Annotated in this window: 14 protein-coding genes; 1 reads left to right on the forward strand and 13 read right to left on the reverse strand. The window is 55.9% G+C overall.

From position 1 onward, the window contains the following. Positions 1 to 68 precede the first annotated feature (68 nt). From KVT34_RS12930 to KVT34_RS12980, 11 genes are all read right to left on the reverse strand, one after another. Positions 69 to 692 carry a pyridoxamine 5'-phosphate oxidase family protein gene (locus KVT34_RS12930; RefSeq protein ID WP_217559082.1) on the reverse strand — a complete coding sequence of 208 codons (624 nt, stop codon included), beginning with the start codon at positions 690 to 692 and terminating at the stop codon, positions 69 to 71. Between the two features lie 142 nt (positions 693 to 834). Then, on the reverse strand, positions 835 to 2271 hold the full coding sequence (locus KVT34_RS12935) for an erythromycin esterase family protein (protein ID WP_217559083.1): 1437 nt from the start codon (positions 2269 to 2271) through the stop codon (positions 835 to 837). A gap of 126 nt (positions 2272 to 2397) precedes the next feature. Next, positions 2398 to 3831, reverse strand: coding sequence for a multi antimicrobial extrusion protein MatE (locus KVT34_RS12940; RefSeq protein ID WP_217559084.1), 1434 nt, complete (start codon positions 3829 to 3831; stop codon positions 2398 to 2400). Positions 3832 to 4032: 201 nt separating this feature from the next. Further along, positions 4033 to 6162 (reverse strand): MMPL family transporter, encoded by a 2130-nt coding sequence (locus KVT34_RS12945; protein WP_254634799.1) that lies wholly within the window; start codon positions 6160 to 6162, stop codon positions 4033 to 4035. Between the two features lie 32 nt (positions 6163 to 6194). Beyond that, positions 6195 to 7547, reverse strand: coding sequence for an NAD(P)/FAD-dependent oxidoreductase (locus KVT34_RS12950; RefSeq protein WP_217559086.1), 1353 nt, complete (start codon positions 7545 to 7547; stop codon positions 6195 to 6197). Next, positions 7538 to 8290 (reverse strand): methyltransferase domain-containing protein, encoded by a 753-nt coding sequence (locus tag KVT34_RS12955; protein ID WP_217559087.1) that lies wholly within the window; start codon positions 8288 to 8290, stop codon positions 7538 to 7540. The genes KVT34_RS12950 and KVT34_RS12955 overlap by 10 nt, the downstream gene beginning before the upstream one ends. Then, a complete protein-coding gene (locus KVT34_RS12960) occupies positions 8277 to 9425 on the reverse strand; it encodes a type III polyketide synthase (protein WP_217559089.1) in 1149 nt (382 codons plus the stop codon). Before KVT34_RS12960 ends, KVT34_RS12955 begins: the two co-directional genes overlap by 14 nt. Positions 9426 to 9791: 366 nt before the next feature. Beyond that, on the reverse strand, positions 9792 to 10376 hold the full coding sequence (locus tag KVT34_RS12965) for a YdcF family protein (protein ID WP_217559090.1): 585 nt from the start codon (positions 10374 to 10376) through the stop codon (positions 9792 to 9794). A 97-nt stretch (positions 10377 to 10473) separates the two neighbouring features. Continuing rightward, positions 10474 to 11745 carry a CynX/NimT family MFS transporter gene (locus KVT34_RS12970; RefSeq protein WP_254634800.1) on the reverse strand — a complete coding sequence of 424 codons (1272 nt, stop codon included), beginning with the start codon at positions 11743 to 11745 and terminating at the stop codon, positions 10474 to 10476. Then, positions 11742 to 12434 (reverse strand): FadR/GntR family transcriptional regulator, encoded by a 693-nt coding sequence (locus KVT34_RS12975; RefSeq protein ID WP_217559091.1) that lies wholly within the window; start codon positions 12432 to 12434, stop codon positions 11742 to 11744. Before KVT34_RS12975 ends, KVT34_RS12970 begins: the two co-directional genes overlap by 4 nt. 358 nt (positions 12435 to 12792) lie before the next feature. Further along, the gene (locus KVT34_RS12980) at positions 12793 to 14007 is read right to left on the reverse strand and encodes an MFS transporter (RefSeq protein ID WP_217559092.1); all 1215 of its coding nucleotides are present in this window, start codon (positions 14005 to 14007) and stop codon (positions 12793 to 12795) included. Positions 14008 to 14210: 203 nt separating this feature from the next. Between KVT34_RS12980 and KVT34_RS12985 the strand changes: the two genes are divergently transcribed. Further along, positions 14211 to 14774 carry a DUF1003 domain-containing protein gene (locus KVT34_RS12985; RefSeq protein ID WP_217559093.1) on the forward strand — a complete coding sequence of 188 codons (564 nt, stop codon included), beginning with the start codon at positions 14211 to 14213 and terminating at the stop codon, positions 14772 to 14774. A 6-nt stretch (positions 14775 to 14780) separates the two neighbouring features. On the opposite strand, the gene glsA is transcribed toward KVT34_RS12985, so the two are convergent. Together glsA and KVT34_RS12995 are read right to left on the reverse strand one after the other, a co-directional pair. Next, positions 14781 to 15725: a glutaminase A gene (gene glsA, locus KVT34_RS12990; RefSeq protein WP_217559094.1), complete on the reverse strand. Its 945-nt coding sequence runs from the start codon at positions 15723 to 15725 to the stop codon at positions 14781 to 14783. 129 nt (positions 15726 to 15854) lie between these two features. Next, positions 15855 to 17123, reverse strand: coding sequence for a GAF domain-containing sensor histidine kinase (locus tag KVT34_RS12995; RefSeq protein WP_217559095.1), 1269 nt, complete (start codon positions 17121 to 17123; stop codon positions 15855 to 15857). Positions 17124 to 17234: the final 111 nt, after the last annotated feature.

Below are 17234 nucleotides of genomic sequence, written 5' to 3' on the forward strand. Positions count from 1 at the left end.
CTAGTCCCCCGGTTCTTTAAGGAGCAGCCGAAACGGTAAAGAAGCATACGCAAATTATGCGGACAGTCTCAATACATCCTCTTCTCATAGCTTTCCTTCAACCCTTTGGAAACCACATCCGCCGTAATATCCGGACGGCCCGCGTGGGCGGCGATCATTTCCGGCACGGAGGGCAGCGCCCCGGGCCATGTCTTCGGATCCCACAAGTCGGACCGTTTAAACGCTTTCGCACAGTGGAGAAAAACTTCTTCCACCTCGACTCCGATCGCCAGCTTCGGAATCTTGCCGTGCGCCTCAAGCGGAGCGAGCAGTCCGGGATTTTTCGTCAGGCAGGCTTTTCCGTTGATCCGTAAGGTTTCTTCTAAGCCCGGAATAATGAAAATAAGTCCGATGTGCGGATTCTCCAGAATATTCCGGTATGTATTCATGCGCCGGTTGCCTGGCCTTTCGGGGATAATCAGATGTTGATCGTCCAGCACCTTCACGAAACCGGGCGCGTCGCCTCTCGGCGAAACGTCGCAATTTCCCTGGAGATCGGCCGTTGACGCAAACAGGATAGGCGACAGACCGATAAATTCCCGGCAGTGCCGCTCCATATACGAGATTTTCATCGCTTCCACGATTTTGTTGGGGTACCCCAGCATCTCCCGCAGCTCCGCTTCGGCTTCGATCCGGTCCTCAAAATAGTCCACAAGCTCACCCCTTACTGGAACATTTTTACTATGTTTATTATTATAGCGGAATTTCTCGGCAGCTTGCATCTTTTCGGATTAACGAAAAAAAGCCGGTAATCCGCCTAAGCAGATTCCGGCCGTGCATTTTGAAAGGGCAGCGCTACTGCGAACCCGGTTTACCGCGCATGTAAGACGGCGCATGGACCGTATCAATAAGCAGCAAACCGTCAAACTGATCGCGTGGAATGAAGCTTTCCTGCATCAATCCCCAATCGAGTGAAAGACGGGGTTCGAACATCCAGGAAGTTCCGGGTTTGTCTTTGCGGTATTTGATATCTACAAACGTATAAGGGTGTCCGTGCTGCTTCAAAATGTCTTCGAGAGAGCCCCGTTCCGGCTTAACGATAGGATAGCTCTGCCCCATATTGTTGGCGGCTTCGCCTTGATACGTATACAGGCCGATCACGTAGCTCTGTTTCTTTAGACGGGCCGGCATGCTCTCGCCCATAAGGCTCAGACCCGAGTAGGCCGAATTTAAAACCGCCGAGTTTTTCTTCCGGATATGTACGTTGTGTCCCCAGACAATGATTTTCTTGTCCGGATAAACTTGTTCGGCAAGCCAGGTAAGATTGTTCGCCATCATCTCGTCACGCATCCTGACGGTTTCCTGGAAGGGGACGATATCGTTCTTCTTGAGCGCAAGGTTGCTGCGGATATTCGCTTCGGTATACGTACGAATGACCTCGATGCGGTCATCCAGAACGCGCTGCGTCATCTCGATCAAGTGCGGGTTGCGGGGATAGTCCGCTTTCAGCTTGTCGGCGTTCTCTTTCACAAACGTTTTCATGCTCTCATACGTTTCCAGCAGGCGCGGTTTCGCCTTGGCGTATCCCGCTTCATCTTCACTGAAGCTCCAATCGCCCAGCTCCTGCTCCGCATCCGCGAACGTTCCGGCCAGTTTGGCGTCTCTGGACCCGATCCAGTCACGGACGAACTCCGAATACGGAGACTGAATCTGCATATCGAATCCGCTCAGGATCAAGGGCTTATCCGTTGCGAGAGTCTGCTTGATGTAGTCGAATAGAGGCAGCGTCTCCTTGGACCACCACACTCCGAAAATGGCTTCTTTCATCATTTGTTCCGGGGTCGAATCGGCGCTTTTGGCAAGGGCGGCCGACGCATTTCCTAGTCCCGATTCGAAAGCGATGACATCGTAACCGAGCTCCTGGTGCAGATATTGAATGAGACGGACTTTCGAAGAACTGTATTCCGCCGCCCCATGCGTGTTTTCACCGAGGTAGACCAATTTTTTGTCGATCAGCAGCGGTTTCAGAAATTCCAGATCTTTAAACCAGTCTTTCTCTATGACGCCTTTCTCGCTTGTTTCAGGCTGTATGCGGTCCAGAGCGTAAGCATGGCTTTGAATCCAATTCGCCCAGCTGCGGCCGTTTTGCTCCGTTGTGCTGATTGCAGGCGGCTTGCTGTCCGCAGCGGTATCGGCGGCTGCCATACCCGCAGCGGGAAAAGCGCAGACGGCGGCGATCGTTAAGGCGATGGTCGTTTTGATGGTTTTTAGCTTGAGATGATGTGAATACAAAAGAAATTCCTCCTAGTAAGCCGGTAAGTAAAAGCGTCATCACGAGGATGACCACCTTTATGCTAAACCTTGCCAGTTAAAAGGAGGAATGATTTTGTTTAAATTTGGTTTAAATTTCGGAAAGGATCAGACGGATTTTTCTCGCGGGGCGCTGCCGCCTACGAGCGCTTCTTCCCTGCCGCGCTTTACCGCAGCGAATACGACGATACACTCAGCCAGCGTGCCGACTGACTGGGCGAACGCGCCGATAACCCCGTTCCAGCCCGGCGATATCACGATCAGCAGAACAAGCGAAACGAGCATCACGGTAACGTTGGCCGATTGCGAATAGACCATCGTCCTTGTTTCCCGGCGCAGCATAAGAATTCCGTTGCCGTAATCGAGCCAGGGAAACACAAGTGTGAGAATCATAAACACGCGCAGCGTTCGGATCACTTCCTCCATCAGCCGGTCGCCGACACCGATGACTTCGTTCAGAAACCAGGGTCCGGCATCCGTATAAGCGAGCAATCCGATCAGAACGGACGGAATAAAACTGATGACCAGCACGAAACGCTTGACGCGTCCCGGATGAATCCGGTAAAAATTCAGGACAATCTGATGAATATACGAAAAAAAGCTTTGAACGAGCTGCGTCAAATTGGAAGCGACAGCAAACGCCGCGATAGCGATAACCGCATCCCCCGCCTTGCCGAGTAAAGCGTTTAGCGAAGGACCGATCACGACCGCAATAAACGACGAGAAGAGGAGCGGCTTGTAAAAGCGGAAAACATCGCCCGTTTTTTCAACGGTATGCTCCGGATTTTTTTCCGGTATTTTATGCTTAAGCAGCGCACTGCCCTCCCACACCGCAACGGCGCTCTCGATCACCATGCCGACGAGAAAAATGATCGCGCCCACGCTGCTTCCGGTAACTCCGTGCACCCGTATGTAATACTGCGCGACAAGATACATGCCGACAAGACGGACGACCATCCCGATCGTAAGCCAGAACGTTCTTTTATTATAAATAATCAAGCCGTGATACAGGCATCTCAGACCGGAAAACAGGCTGACGAACATGAGAATCCGGTATACGTTCAGAACATTCTCGAGCTGTGCGCCCCCAATTCCGAAAACGGCGCCCAGCAGCCATTTTCCGGGCGGCAAATAAGACAAGATCAGTCCGGCCGCCATAATGGACGCGAATACGTAAAACGCGACCCGCCGCATGGCGCGAAACGAGACCCGGTCGCGGACAAGCGCGGAACACGTCTGCCTGAGCAGCACGGCCGGTTTCTCCGTTATCCCCAGAAGACTCATCGCAATGGCATATCCCGCGATAACATGTTCGGGGTCGGGCGCCCGTGCAAGCGTACTGTTAATGATCGAATGGGACATCGTGACCAGACTGGCCGCTATGCCGAGGGGTACGAAGAAGACAAGCAGCTTCCAGAAGGTAACCGCTTCAGCCCGAGGCGCTTGCTCCTCTCCAGGGTCTGAGCCGGCGGAAATTCCGTCCGGTTCGGCCTTCTTAAGACTTCCGGTTTCCTGTAAATCATCGGGTTCATCATCTGACATAGCGTTGCTCCTCACTCACGAAGTTTGGACTAGAGATCAAGCGTAAGGCACAAAGTTATTTCGATTGTAGCACAAATATACGCCCATCCCTCCGATATCGTTATAACTTCGTAAAAAGCGACAAGTAATTCTTATTGAAAAACAACCTCAATCCCTTATAAACACACAAAAAAACCGCAATAGCTGCGGTTTCCGTAATTGTTAGTTGTAGGGCGACCACCAGTTCCATCGGCCCAGAAGTTTCATCAAGGCAGGCACCAGAATCATGCGGATCAGGGTCGCATCCAGAAAAATGGCCGCCGCAATACCGGTTCCCAGCTGCTTGACCCCCGCTACGTCCGCTCCCGCAAACGGAAGCGTGACGGCGATCATAATAGCCCCCGCCGACGTAATGATCCGGCCCGTGGAGGCCAGTCCGGCCGCAACCGCGTAATCGTTGTCCTGCGTCTGCCGGTAAACCTCGGCAATTCGGGCGACCAGGAACACCCCGTAGTCCATGCTGATGCCGAAAACAAGACCGAAGATGAATACCGGAATCATGATCGCGATAGAGCCGCCGTCGGCCGCCCCCTCCTGAAAAATCCAGGTCAATAAACCGAATGAAGCGGTAATGCTGAGAACGTTCATCACCAGCGTTTTAAGAGGAATAAATACCGATCCGAACGCCTTGTACAGCAGGAAAAAATTCGTAACGAGGACAAACAGCAGCACCTTATACAGGTTCGTAAAAATGGCGTCGTACACTTCCTGACGATACTTGCTCTCCCCGCCCAGCCGAAAAGGAATCCGCTCTTGATTCCCCGCCGCCTCCCATTCGCGCAGCCACTGTCTCGTTTCTTGCGAATCGGGATCGGTGCGAAGGTAAATGTCCATGACCAGTTGATTTTGATGAAAATAAAATGGTGCCGCGCCGGAGTTAGTCCCGGTATCCGGCTTTTCATAAAGAAGACGGAGCTGCTCGCCATTCATGCCCAGTCTGGAGAAAATCGAATCCACCCGGACCACTTGCGGGTCCCGTTGAAGCTGCTGAAACAGCCGGTAAGCATGCGGCCAGTCAAAACGTTGTCCGCTGTGCGGACCCGCATCTTTCGCACCCAGAAGAAGGGTGACTTCCGGTGAAGGAAAACGGGCGGCCAGCCGTTCGGCAGCCTCACGCGATTCCGTGCCTGCGGGTAGCGAAGCCGCATCCGGAACCGCAATCTTCATCCTGCCGACCGGCAGGACGAAGATGAAAACGATCAATATGGCAAGCAGTGCCAGCCGCAATGGTCTTTTCATAACGGCCGCAGACAAGCGATACCAGAACCGTCCGCCGTTTCCGTGAAACCGGGCAGCATTCTCCGCTTCGATCCTCCTCCGCAGCAAAGACAACACCGCAGGCAGCAGCGTAAATGACAGGAAAACCGAGACAATCAGAACGGTAAAGGCAGCCCAGGCGACCGAGGCGAACATCGGAAGAGGGATAAACAGGATGCCGAGCAGGCCAAACGCTACACAACCGGCCGAATACAAGACCGCTCTTCCCGAAGTCCGCATAGTCAACCGAAGCGCCGGTTCGGCCCTGCCGCGGTTCAATTCTTCCCGGAACCGGCTCACGAGCATCAGGGAAAAATCGATGCTCAGCGCCAGCCCCACCATCGGAATGACGTTGAGAACGAAATTGGATAAATCCGTCACCATCCCGATCCAGTAAACGGTCCCCATCGAGACGACGGCGGAAACCAATCCGAGTATGACAGGGATCAACGCGGTCGCGACTCCGCCGAATGCTATCCACAGGATCAGAAACGCAGCCGGAAGTCCGATCAGCTCCGCTTTTCTCATATCTTTTTCGCTCGCCGTATTCACATCCGCCTGAACGACCGGCTTCCCGGTGAGCTTCCACGCGAAGCCGGGGTGAACGGGCAGGCGTCCGCGCAGCTCACTCAGCACCGCCTGTTCGTCCCGTCCGGTAAAGCGGATATCCAGCAGCGCATAGGCTGTGCCGGAGCGCAGCATTTCCCCCTGATCCAGGGGTGAAACGATCCTCTCCAGTCCGGGCAAGCCCTCTGCACTGCGCAGGACGGAGCGAATGTAAGCTTTAAACTCCTCCTTCGAACCGGGTGCGTTCTGTTCAAACCAAAGAACGACCGGCTCGGTAGGCCGGCTAAAACCTGCGTCCAGCCGCTGTCGGACCGTGCCGAACGAGCCTTCGGTGTCGAGGCCGTGCCCCTGGAGCATGGAAGAAAGACTGTGGGCATAGCCACCGAAGAAAACGAGGCAGGCCGCCCAACAGACGAGAATGATTTTCGGATAGCGGAAAGAGAGGACAGCCAGTCTGTGCAAGCCCATGCCCTCCTCTCTTTCCGAATAGGTACCGAAGATTAGGATTCTCCTTCGGGCTTCAGCCGGGTGGCCTCCAATAATCCGGAGGCCATGCCAGGTGAAAACTGCGCAAGACGCAGCAGCAAGCGCACTGCGGCCGGACTACCCAGGGAGGACTGCAGCAATCGTCCCCATCTCAGCGGCCTCCCGAACGTCCGCTTAACGGCGCGGACGTACTGCTCTTCCCACCCGGCAAGGCTGAGCTTCCCCCGCAGATAATCGTCTGCCAGGGGTGCGCACAGCCGCGCCGAGCGGAGGGCCATGGACATGCCGTCTCCGCACAGCGGGGGAATCATCGCCGATGAATCCCCCAGACGCGGCAGTATGTCCCAGGGGTTTAAGCGCCGGTCCAGCTTCACCGGCGCGACCGCTGCCTGTGCACCGGGCACAGGCAGCCCCCGCTTCATTCGAAGCTGAAGCGGGGGGCACCGCTGCGCGGCGGCTTCGAGCAGCGCAAGCACGCTCTTGCCCGCCCCGCGGAACGCATCCCGCAACAGCAGCGCGGAGACGTTGACGAGGCCGTCTTCTATGGGGCACAGCCCCAGGTAGCCGCCGGGAAAGAGATACAACTCGACGAACGGCTCCATTTCGATTCCCGTGTAATGAGATTTGACGCCCATATAATCGGGGGCGCTGCGTTTCCACGGGTTTAGGGTCCGGCGGGTCCGCCCCGCTTTGGCAGTGCGGGCCTGTTTTCCCATCGGACTTTCCGGGATTGTTGGTATTTTTCTAAAAGAATCTTGCTGCCTCTCCGTTTCCGCGCTTGTCAGGATCGACGCGCCTAGCGGCCCTTGGAGATTTCCCGCCCCTCCGGGAAATCTCCCTCCGCCGTAGTCCCCCGGGTAACAAGCATCGGTTACGAGAGCCTGCCCGTTCGCTCCCCAGGCGGCAATAACCGTACGGGCCCGGATGAGTTCCATACCGGTCTCACTCTTCACTCTTACCTCACAGCTCTCATCGGCGAGCCTCGTAACCGAAAGAACCGCCGCCGAGGTCACGACCCGGGCTCCCGCCGCTGCGGCCGCTTCATGCAGGGCTTCGTCGAGCCGGAAGCGGCTCAGTCCCATTGCGGTTCCCGGCAGCGGGATGTCGACATAGCCGCCGTCCGCGGAAATGAGCCGCGCCCGCTCCACCCGGGCGGGGCGAAGGGCCGTCACGCGGTCCAGAAGACCGGCGGCATCCAGCGTCTGCCGGACCTCCGGGGACAGAAACTCCCCGCACACCTTATGGCGGGGAAAGCGGTGCCTATCCACCAGCAGCGTCCGCCATCCTTTCTCCGCCAAGCTTTTGGCCATGAGGGCGCCGGCTAAGCCCGCCCCCAGAACGGCGACGTCCGTCTCGATTACGTACATGGTTTACGCTCCGATCCATCAGCCGGCTGCGGCTCCCGTGGAATCACGACCGCATAGCGGAACAGCGGTCTCCACGAGACGTGGTACCCGGGCATCTCCAGTGCTTTCCCGAGAACGGACCAATCCTTCGGCGAAAAGCCTTTGGCGACGGATAACGGTCCGTCATGGCGGATGTAGCGGTTTCCCGACAAGACGCGGGAAGCCAGCCAGACGGCGGACCAGGCCAGCCAGTGACGGTGAATATCGTTAACGGCGATGCCGAGGCGGGATGCCCGGAGCATCGTGCGAACGACACCGGGGAGTTCGTCCGAGGAGAAGTGATGGAGAAACTGGGTGCCGGTCACAATATCGGCGCAGCCATCGGTAAGTTCGAACAAACCGGTCCGCCGGACCTTCACTCTCGGTTCGTCATGGAACAAACGCCGTGCCTCTTCGCAGGCTTCCTCCGTAATATCGCATAAGGTGACGGTCATGCGTATCTTGCGGTCGTCCGCCCACCGGAGCACGTGACGGTTCACGTCGCCGGAGCCGGAACCGACATCAAGCACGGTCAGTTCTGCGGGCTTTCCGGCTGCCGTCCACAATTTTTCGATCCCGTACAAGATCGGACCGGACGCCGCAAACAGGCGGTTGAGCCTGCGGAGATGCCGTAAAGCCTCCGTGAGCTCGGCTCCTCCGCAGGTGAGATCATCCATATACTCCGATTCCGGCGAACGGCTTCTCAAGCGGTCAAACGGCGGCATCCGCTGTTTTCTCCTGTGCAGCGCCCACCGGTATGTAGGTGAACCGGATAAGCTCCGCCGTAAGTCCGGGACCAAAGGCTAGAGCGATCCCGTCGGCGGCGTCCGCTCCCGCCGTTCGGAGCTGCGTCCGCATCTGCTGCAGGACGAAAAGAATCGTGGCGGAAGAGAGGTTCCCGAAGTCCCGCAGTACTTGTCTGCTGGGTGCAGTCTGCTCTTCCGTCAGGCCGTATACCTGCTCGACCGCATCCACGATCCCTTTGCCCCCGGGATGAATCGCCCACAACCCGGGAAGGCGTTCCCCGTCCAGCAGTTTACCGATCTCCTGCGGAATCCGGTTCGTAATAAGCTTAGGGATAGCCGGAGACAAATATAAATCGAAACCGAAATTGCCGACCTCCCAGGTCATCTCTTCCGCCGCTTCCGGAATGAGAACGGACCGGTGATTCCCCAGCCCGAATATTCCCTGCCGCGATTTTCCCGTGCGCCCGATTACGCAGGCGGACGCACCGTCCCCGAAAAATGACGCTCCGAAAAGAGCTTCTTTATCGCCGGACGGCTGTATATGCAGCGTACACAATTCGACGCTTACGATCAGCACGTTCGCCTGCGGCGCGGAATCCGCTATTTCACGGGCCAGGCATACAGCACGCAGTCCCGCCGCGCATCCGATAAATTGAAGCGGAATCCGGGAGATTTCCCTGGACAAGCCCAGTTCTTTTACAAGCGAGGCGTCCAGTCCCGGCAGGAACTGCCCCGTGCAGCTGACGGTGATCAGGTGGGTGATGTCCGAGACGGAAAGACCGCTGTCCGCCAGTGCCTGTCCGGCCGCTTGACGCGCCAGCGGCACCGATTCTTTTTTATAAAGCGCCATCCGTTCGGCAGTCGTCGGGATAAGGCCCGGCTCCGTATCGGGCAGATAGCGGCATGAAGAGACCGGTCCCAAAAGACCGGGTTCGCAGGTGTACCGGGTTTCAACGCCGCACTGTTTGAACAGCCGTTTGGCCCAGCGTGCGGAATCGGGATAACGTTCCAAAGCTTGTGTCAACCGGAGGACTACTTCCGATTGTTTCAGCGGGTAAGCGGGAACTGCCGTGCCTATGCCCAGAATTGCGGTTGCAGGAGTCGTCTGGTCCATATACCGGTTCATCTCCTCGTCTATAAATAGGCCGGATCGGCCTCAAACAGCGAAAACGGCAGGCCGGTTCTCATGTTCAATCCGCCCTTCTACTCATCTGTATTCATAGCGGGCAAAACTTAGTACAGGCTCTCCATTTCGCGCGGAATTAGTGCCGTGCCGCTCCATAGGCGATTAACATGCGGTTGCCCGCCTTCATGTGCGCGAGCATCGAGCACCGGGTGCCTTGCGCTGCGCAAATCCAGATTCTTTTCAGCACAGCAGCGTATTCTGGAAGGACATATATCCGGGACACCCGGCACCTGCCGTTTCCGCCAAATAAAAAAAGCCGCAAAAAGCGCGGCTTGCGAACTGCGGCTTGCGAACTTATGAATTTTTGCCGAAAAAATAGCCGGTTAACTTCAAATATTCCGTAAAAGTAACCATCAGGCTTTTATTGTTGCCCCACCATTTCCGGGGAGTAAAGTTTTTGTCGGGAGCGGCCACGTAATGGAGCTGAATGCCGGAATCTTTGAACGCCCGGTCGAAAAGAAGCTTAACCCTTCTCATATGATAATCCGAAGAAACGACGGTCACGGATTTGAACGCGTGCTTTTCGATGATTGTTTTGGAAAACACGGCATTTTCATAGGTGCTGTCCGCCCGATCCTCCAGGACGATAGCTTGCTCGGGAACGCCAAGCTCCATGGCGTGTTCTTTCATGAGATCGGCCATTCTGTTATTCCGGTACACTTCTCCCCCCGAAAACATGAGAGTAGGGGCAACTCCGTTTTTGTACAGCTCGGCTCCTTTCTCCGTCCTTTCCCCCCTGTCTCCCGAGAGAACGAGGATCACATCGGATTTAAACGGTTCTTCCGTATAGACGAGGAAAGAGCCCGCGTTTTTCACCGCGATCATCAGGACAATAAACAGGCCGAAGGCAAGTATGAGTTTGATTTGTTTTTTCGTCAAAAAGCCTCACTCCATTTACCGGGTTCATTCCCCTATCTTACCATAGACGAACGCCGTGTTTCTTTCGGATCCCGTAAACGCGTAAAGCGTCAAATCCTCATTCGGCTCCGCGTTCTTCTCCGACGAACCGGTTGGCGGCAGCCCCTTGGCCGACTATGAAGAGCAGGACGGCAATTACGGCGAGCAGGAGCAGCGGAGTCGTCCACCCGCCAGTCGTGTCATGCAGGAACCCGAACAGGATCGGGCCTGCGGCTGCCAGCAGATAACCGAACGACTGTGCCATGCCGGACAGTTCGGCGGACTGCTGGGCGCTTCGCGTACGCAGGCTGAAGAACATCATCGCCAGACTGAATGCGCAGCCCCCGCCTATGCCGGCCAGGATGATCCACAGCGGCACGAGAGCGGTGCTTCCCAGCAGCAGTCCGAGAATCCCCGCAAGGAACAGCACGCACGTGAGCGTAACGAGGAAGCGCTGATTGGCCATTCTGGCCGCCAGAATGGGAACGACGAACGTGATGGGCAGAAGCGCAAGCTGCATCAGGGAAAGCATCCATCCGGCGTATTCCGCGGAAAGTCCTCTGGTGTTCAGGATAGCCGGCAGCCAGGCGACAAACGCATAGAAGAACGTCGACTGTAGTCCCATGAACAGGGTGACTTTCCAAGCCAGCGGTGATTTCCAGACAGAAACAATTTTTTCGCCGGAGATATTCGCCGAAACGGCGGATACCCGTGCCCGTTGGCGGGCTTTACGGCTGCCGGTAACGAGCGGCAGCCAGAAGAGCAGGGCGAAAAGGCTCAGCGCGGCCCAAGCCCCCAGAGCGCCTTTCCAGCCGAGGCCCAAGCCGCTTGCCGCCGGTACGCTGATGCCGGATGCCGCCGCGCCGCTCAAGTTCATCGACACGGAGTACACGCCGGTCATCAGGCCGATCCGGGCGGGAAAATCCCGCTTGATCAGACTGGGAAGCAGCACGTTGCACAGGGCGATGGCGACTCCCAGCAGGGCCGTTCCCAGAAAGAGCGTACCTGCTCCCGACGCCGAACGGAGTAAGATTCCGACCGTCAGGATTGCAGCCGCGGCGAGCAGGACCGCCTCGATCCCATACTTGCGCGCCCATTTGGGCGCAAACGGGGAAATAACGGCAAACATCAGCAGAGGCAGCGTCGTCAAAGTGCCTGCCAGCGTATTGGAGATGCCGAGGTCACCCTTAATGGTGCCGATCAAAGGACCGACGGATGTGAGCGGAGCTCTCAGTACGGCTCCGATAAATAGAATGCCGACGATCAGCAGCCAGCCGGCGGTACGCGCCGTATCTTGATCCTGCCGAGCCAGCGGCAGTTCTTCGGGTGGTGTCATTTCTCTGGTGTTCATGATTGTTCCTCCAAGCGTTTCAGATCGTTTCTCGAGTACGAGATATATTCGTGGACCGCCTCTGCGGCTTCTTCCACATCCTGACGGATGATGGCGTCGATCATTTTGGCGTGACTGCGGCGATAAAGTCCGATTTCCGGGATAAGCCCCGACAGACTCCGCACGGAATGATCCAGCGCTTCGGTCATATGCGCGTAAAGCTCGCTGAACAGCTCGTTGTGCGCGGCTGTGACGACTGCCTGGTGAAGAAGGATATCCGCGCCCGAGTAGGCCTCCATGTCCCCGGATTCCTCCGCCGCCGCGCACGCATCCAGATGAAGCCTTAAGGAGTCGATGTCTTCATCCGTTCTGCGCTTCGCCGCAAGTCTTGCCGCTTCGCGTTCCAGCGCCTGCCGCACTTCCAGCGTCTCTGCCAGGGTGGATTGCCTGACCCGCTTCTGCAGAACGACGCCAAGGACACTGGACGAGCACACATACGTGCCGTCCCCCTGCTTCGTCTGGAGAAGCCCCGCATGAACCATGGCCCGTACGGCTTCGCGGATCGTATTGCGGCTGACGCCGAGCGTCTCCGACAGTTCGGGTTCCGGAGGAATACGCGTTCCGACGGGCCACTGGCCGGATTCGATTAAAGTTTGGAGCTGATCCGCAACCTGCTCGACCAGCGTTAATTTTTTCGGTTTTTCCAGCATATTTTGTAAACCTCCAAACATAGGATGATTGGTCTTTAACTAAAATAGCACAACGAGAACGAACTGTAAACCGTCTCCCTTCTAAAGTTTCCGATGCGTGTTGCATTATTCCTTCACGGTACTCGCCCCGTTGCCTTTCTTCGGGACGCTCTTGGTCTAAGACAAGGCAGCCTCATCTGCTGCCCCGGAACATCTTCCGCCAATAAAAAAAAGATTGTCCCTGATGAGACAATCTTTTGATTAATTCCCGCCCCGGCGCAAATGCCCGGTATCTTCCGGCCGTTCGGCGAGATACGCATTTTTTTACATCCGCCGCACGTTTCGGTATTGGATGCCACAAATCCGTGTCCGCCTCCGGTCAGGAAGAAAGCTCCCTGCCCTTGGTCTCGTCTCCCCAGAACAGCACGGCCAGTGCCCCGATAAGAATCATGACGAAAAAGAGGATGAAAATCGCCTGAATGCCGACTCCCCAGCCGACGAGTACACCGACCAGCAGCGGGGCGACGATGCCTCCGATCCGACCGAACGAAGCGGCAAGTCCCGCACCCGTCGAGCGGATCGCCGTCGGATACAGCTCCGGCGTATAGGCATACAGTCCGCCCCAGGCTCCGAGGTTGAAGAAAGACAAGCACATGCCCGCGGCAATCAGCATGCCTTCGGTGGATGCACCGCCAAACCAAACGGCGCTGAAAGCGGTCAGCACAAGATAAGTGACCAAAACGAACTTCCGGCCGAATTTCTCGATGAAATAAGCGGCCGTAAAGTAACCTGGAAGCTGCGCGAGAGTCATGATAAGCACGTATTGAAAGCTTTTGACCAGCGTAAAGCCTTTGAGCACCATTACCGTCGGAAGCCACAGGAACATCCCGTAATACGAAAACACAACCGTAAACCACAACACCCACAGCATCACGGTCGACCGGCGGTAATCGCGGGACCAGACGGATTTCACTTTCGCCGCAAACGAAGATTCGCCCGACCGTTCTATCCGGAACCGCGGAGGATCTTCAATCGCCCGCCTCAAATACAGCGCGTAGAGCGCAGGCACGGCTCCGATGACGAAGGCGGACTGCCAGCCGTACTTCGGGATGACGAAGTACGCGATGAGCGCCGCCAGAATCCAGCCTCCCGCCCAGAAGCTTTCGAGCAGCACGACGGCTCTTCCCCTGTCCTGCACGGGCATGCTCTCCGATACAAGCGTGGATGCGACGGGAAGTTCTCCGCCCAGTCCGACACCCGCGATAAACCGCAGGATGCAGAGGACGGTAAAACTCGCGGCCAGAGCGGACAAGCCGCTGGCGGCCGAAAAAATAAGCAGCGTCCAGACCAGGACGGACTTGCGCCCGTAACGGTCGGCCAAATAGCCGGCGATCGCCGCCCCGAAGGCCATCCCGACCGAATTAAGGCTGGTCAATACGCCGACCTGCCCCGCACTGAGCTTCCAGTGGACCGTCAGAGCGGCCACGATAAATGAAATAATGCCTACGTCCATGGCATCGAACAGCCAGCTTAAACCGGCGCTGAACAGCAGTTTTCTCTGTTTAGGATTTTGAAGCATCGCGATAGCGCGCATTGGGCTTCTCCCTTGTCGTGTAGTGGATATGGTCCGCTTATTCTGCCCTGTCCAAGGGTGAACATTCCGAGATTCCCCATTCTTTTCCAGTTAAAAGGATAAGCGGACCGGGTAATTCACTATTTTACCCCCATTCAGTTCAATTGGCTAACTTTTCCGAAAAAAATTAAGGGAAGTTAATAAACCTGGAGGAAACAGACACCATGAGTTCTAAAAGCGAAACGGAGAGAACTTCCGAAGAACGTCTTTTGAAGGAGCTGGAGAAATACCCGAGACAGAAACTGCACAAAGAGGATGTCGAGCGCGTCACCGAAATGGTCCGGGATTATCAGGGGAAGATCAAGGCGCATCTGCACGAGCAGCAGGAGAAAAAGACGAGCCGCTGGGACCGGATGGCCGATCATGTTGCCGTTCTGGCGGGAAGCTGGTGGTTTGTTACGTCCTCCGCCGTCATTATCACGGTATGGATGCTCGTCAACAGCGAAAGAAACTCGTTGTTTATTCTCAGCTTCTCCCTGTCCGTCCTTTCCCTGTTTCAATCGACCCTGATTCAGAAAAGCCAGAACCGCCAGGCCGCCAAAGACAAACAAGAGCAGATGCTCGACATCGCCATCAATTATAAAGCCGAGCAGGAGAACTTGGAAATTCAGCAAAATTTAAAGGAGCTCGAAGTAAAGCTCCAATGGATCGAGCTCCGGCTGTCCGCACGTTCACGCGCCAAAAGCCGCCCCGGACGGACTAAAACCCCGCGCGCAAGGCGGAAATAAGCCGGTTTAAAACAGGCTCCAGTCAAAGCGCCCCGACAACTTCTCAAGCAGATCGACGCCCGCGACGCTATTGCCTTTGCGGTTAAGCGCCGGCCCGATAACACCGATTCCGTACCGGCCGGGCACGAGAGTCAGAATACCGCCGGAAACGCCGCTTTTGGCCGGCAGTCCGACGCTGATGGCGAACTCCCCGGAGGCGTTATACATTCCGCAAGTGGTCATGAACGTTTTGGCGATCTGTACGAAGCGCCGCGGAATGAGCGTTTTCCCCGTGAGCGGATCTTGTCCGTCAAAAGCGAGAACCAAGGCCATCCGCGAAAGGTCGCCGCACGTGACCCGGATCGAGCAGTGGCGAAAATACACCTGGAGTACTTCTTCGACACTGCCGTCCAGAACCTCGTTCTCCTTCAGAAAATACGCCAGCGAACGGTTCATATGCCCGGTTTCATTTTCCGACCGGTATACCGCTTCGTCATAATCCAACTTGTCGTTTGCGGCGAGCTCCCGGAAAAACGACAGCACTCTCGCCGACTTCTCCTCGGGTCCGTCGCCTTTGATTAAGGAAGACACGGCGATCGCTCCCGCATTGATCAAGGGATTAAACGGGATGCCCGGTTCGACCAGCTCCAGCTTCAGCATGGAGTTGAAATCGTCGCCGGTCGGCTCTTTGCCGACCTTGGAGAAGACAGCTTCTTCGCCGTGATCCATTAGCGCCAGTATCAGCGTAAACACTTTGGAAATACTCTGCATCGTAAAAGGCAGTCCGCACTCTCCCGCGGTCAAATGCTCCCCCTGCCCGTTCAGCAGGTGAATGCCCAGTGCGGACGCCGGTGATTTGGCAAGCTCCGGAATGTACGACGCCACGTTTCCCCGGGAAGTCAGCTTGCGGCTTTCTTCGACCCACTGTGGAAGTGCCGCCCCGACGGCACTGAATTCATGATCGGCATTCATGGACTTCCCTCCACTATCTTCATGTTGTTTAGTATTTGTCGTGTTCTTTCCGAATTCCTTCCCGATAAAACAAGTATGACCGCCAAATGAAAAAAAGATGACAGAGACGCGGAGCGCTTCTGTCATCTTTTATTTAAAATCATTCCATTCCGCGGCTTCGGCCGTTTCGGCATACTTGTTCAGCATAAGAGTAAAGATCAAATCCGTTTCTTTCTGCCTGTCGCTCTCCGTCCAGATCCGGCCTTCCATGAGTTCTACCAGCTTTTTGCTGATCGCCAGATCCAGGCTCGTTTCGTAGACGTGAACCGACGATCCGCCCTCTTTGCCGTCACCCGTTTCCAGCAGGAACTCCAGCTTATCGGGTGTAATGAGCGGCGCTTTGACGGCAAAACGAATAGGATGAGCATCGGGATGGTCCGCATCCGGCAGATTGACCGCCGTGAGGGTAAGTTCGCCGGATCGGGCGTTTTTGGAGACGTGATCAAGTAATTTGACCAGCGCATCCCGGATCTTCACCGGATCGCCGACTACGACGGAAGGAAGCCCGGGTTCCGCGTCGAGCCGGACTTTCCGTGCCCCCGTATTTCGATTTTCATACAGATTCACGACTTCTTCCAGAGCGGGAAGCAGTTCGAAAGGCTCCGCCTCCACCGTCACTCCGCCGGATTCCATTTTGCTGTAGTCAAGAATGTCCGTAACCAGGTTAAGCAGCGAGGCGTTGCTCGTTTCAATGATGTTCATGTAGCTCTTCTGCTCTTCGCTCAGCTCCGTATCCTGCATCAGATCCGTCATTCCCATAATGCCCGTCATCGGAGTCTTGATCTCCTGCCCGATCATGGCAAGAAGCCGGCTCTTGATCTTGGACGACTGCTCGGACGTGGCATGGGATTCCCGCAGAATATGCTGGGCCTCCTTAAGCTCCGCAAGCGCGTGTTCAAGCTCCACCACGTGGGCAAGAAAAACGGCCATCGCGCTCAGCGTTTTGAGATCGGTCTCCGAAACGGGATAAGACGGATGATCGAGAATACAGATCGTGCCGTAAAAATGGCCGTTCTTCAAAATAATCGGCAGTCCGATAAAAGAGCGGCTTCCGAGTGCCCGCGTTACTCCCATATCCGCTGTAAGCGGACTGGAGGCCGTGTCGGAAATAACGAGAGGCTCGCCCGCGCGGCGTCCCACGAGACTGCAGTAGCTGATGTCGAAAGGTAGCTCATCCCCTTCCTTCACGAGCTGTTCCCGCCTGTTGAACGCCTTAAGAATCGTATTGGTCCGTCCGTCGTTCGTCGCGACAAAAATCGTATTCACTTGAAGCAGCCCGCTGACGACTTCAATGATATGAGCGGCGGCTTCTTCTATATTGTTATAAAAACCGGATGGGTCCTGGTGCCTGTTTGTCATAGCTATCACACAGCTTTCTGTACTTTCAGATAACGAACTTTCTAAGTGTACTATATTTCCGGCTCTTTCACGCCATAAAGGGTTCGAAAAAACAAAATACCATTAGAATTC

The organism is Paenibacillus sp. GbtcB18 (assembly GCF_019091125.1).
Taxonomy (GTDB): Bacteria; Bacillota; Bacilli; order Paenibacillales; family NBRC-103111; genus Paenibacillus_F; species Paenibacillus_F chitinolyticus.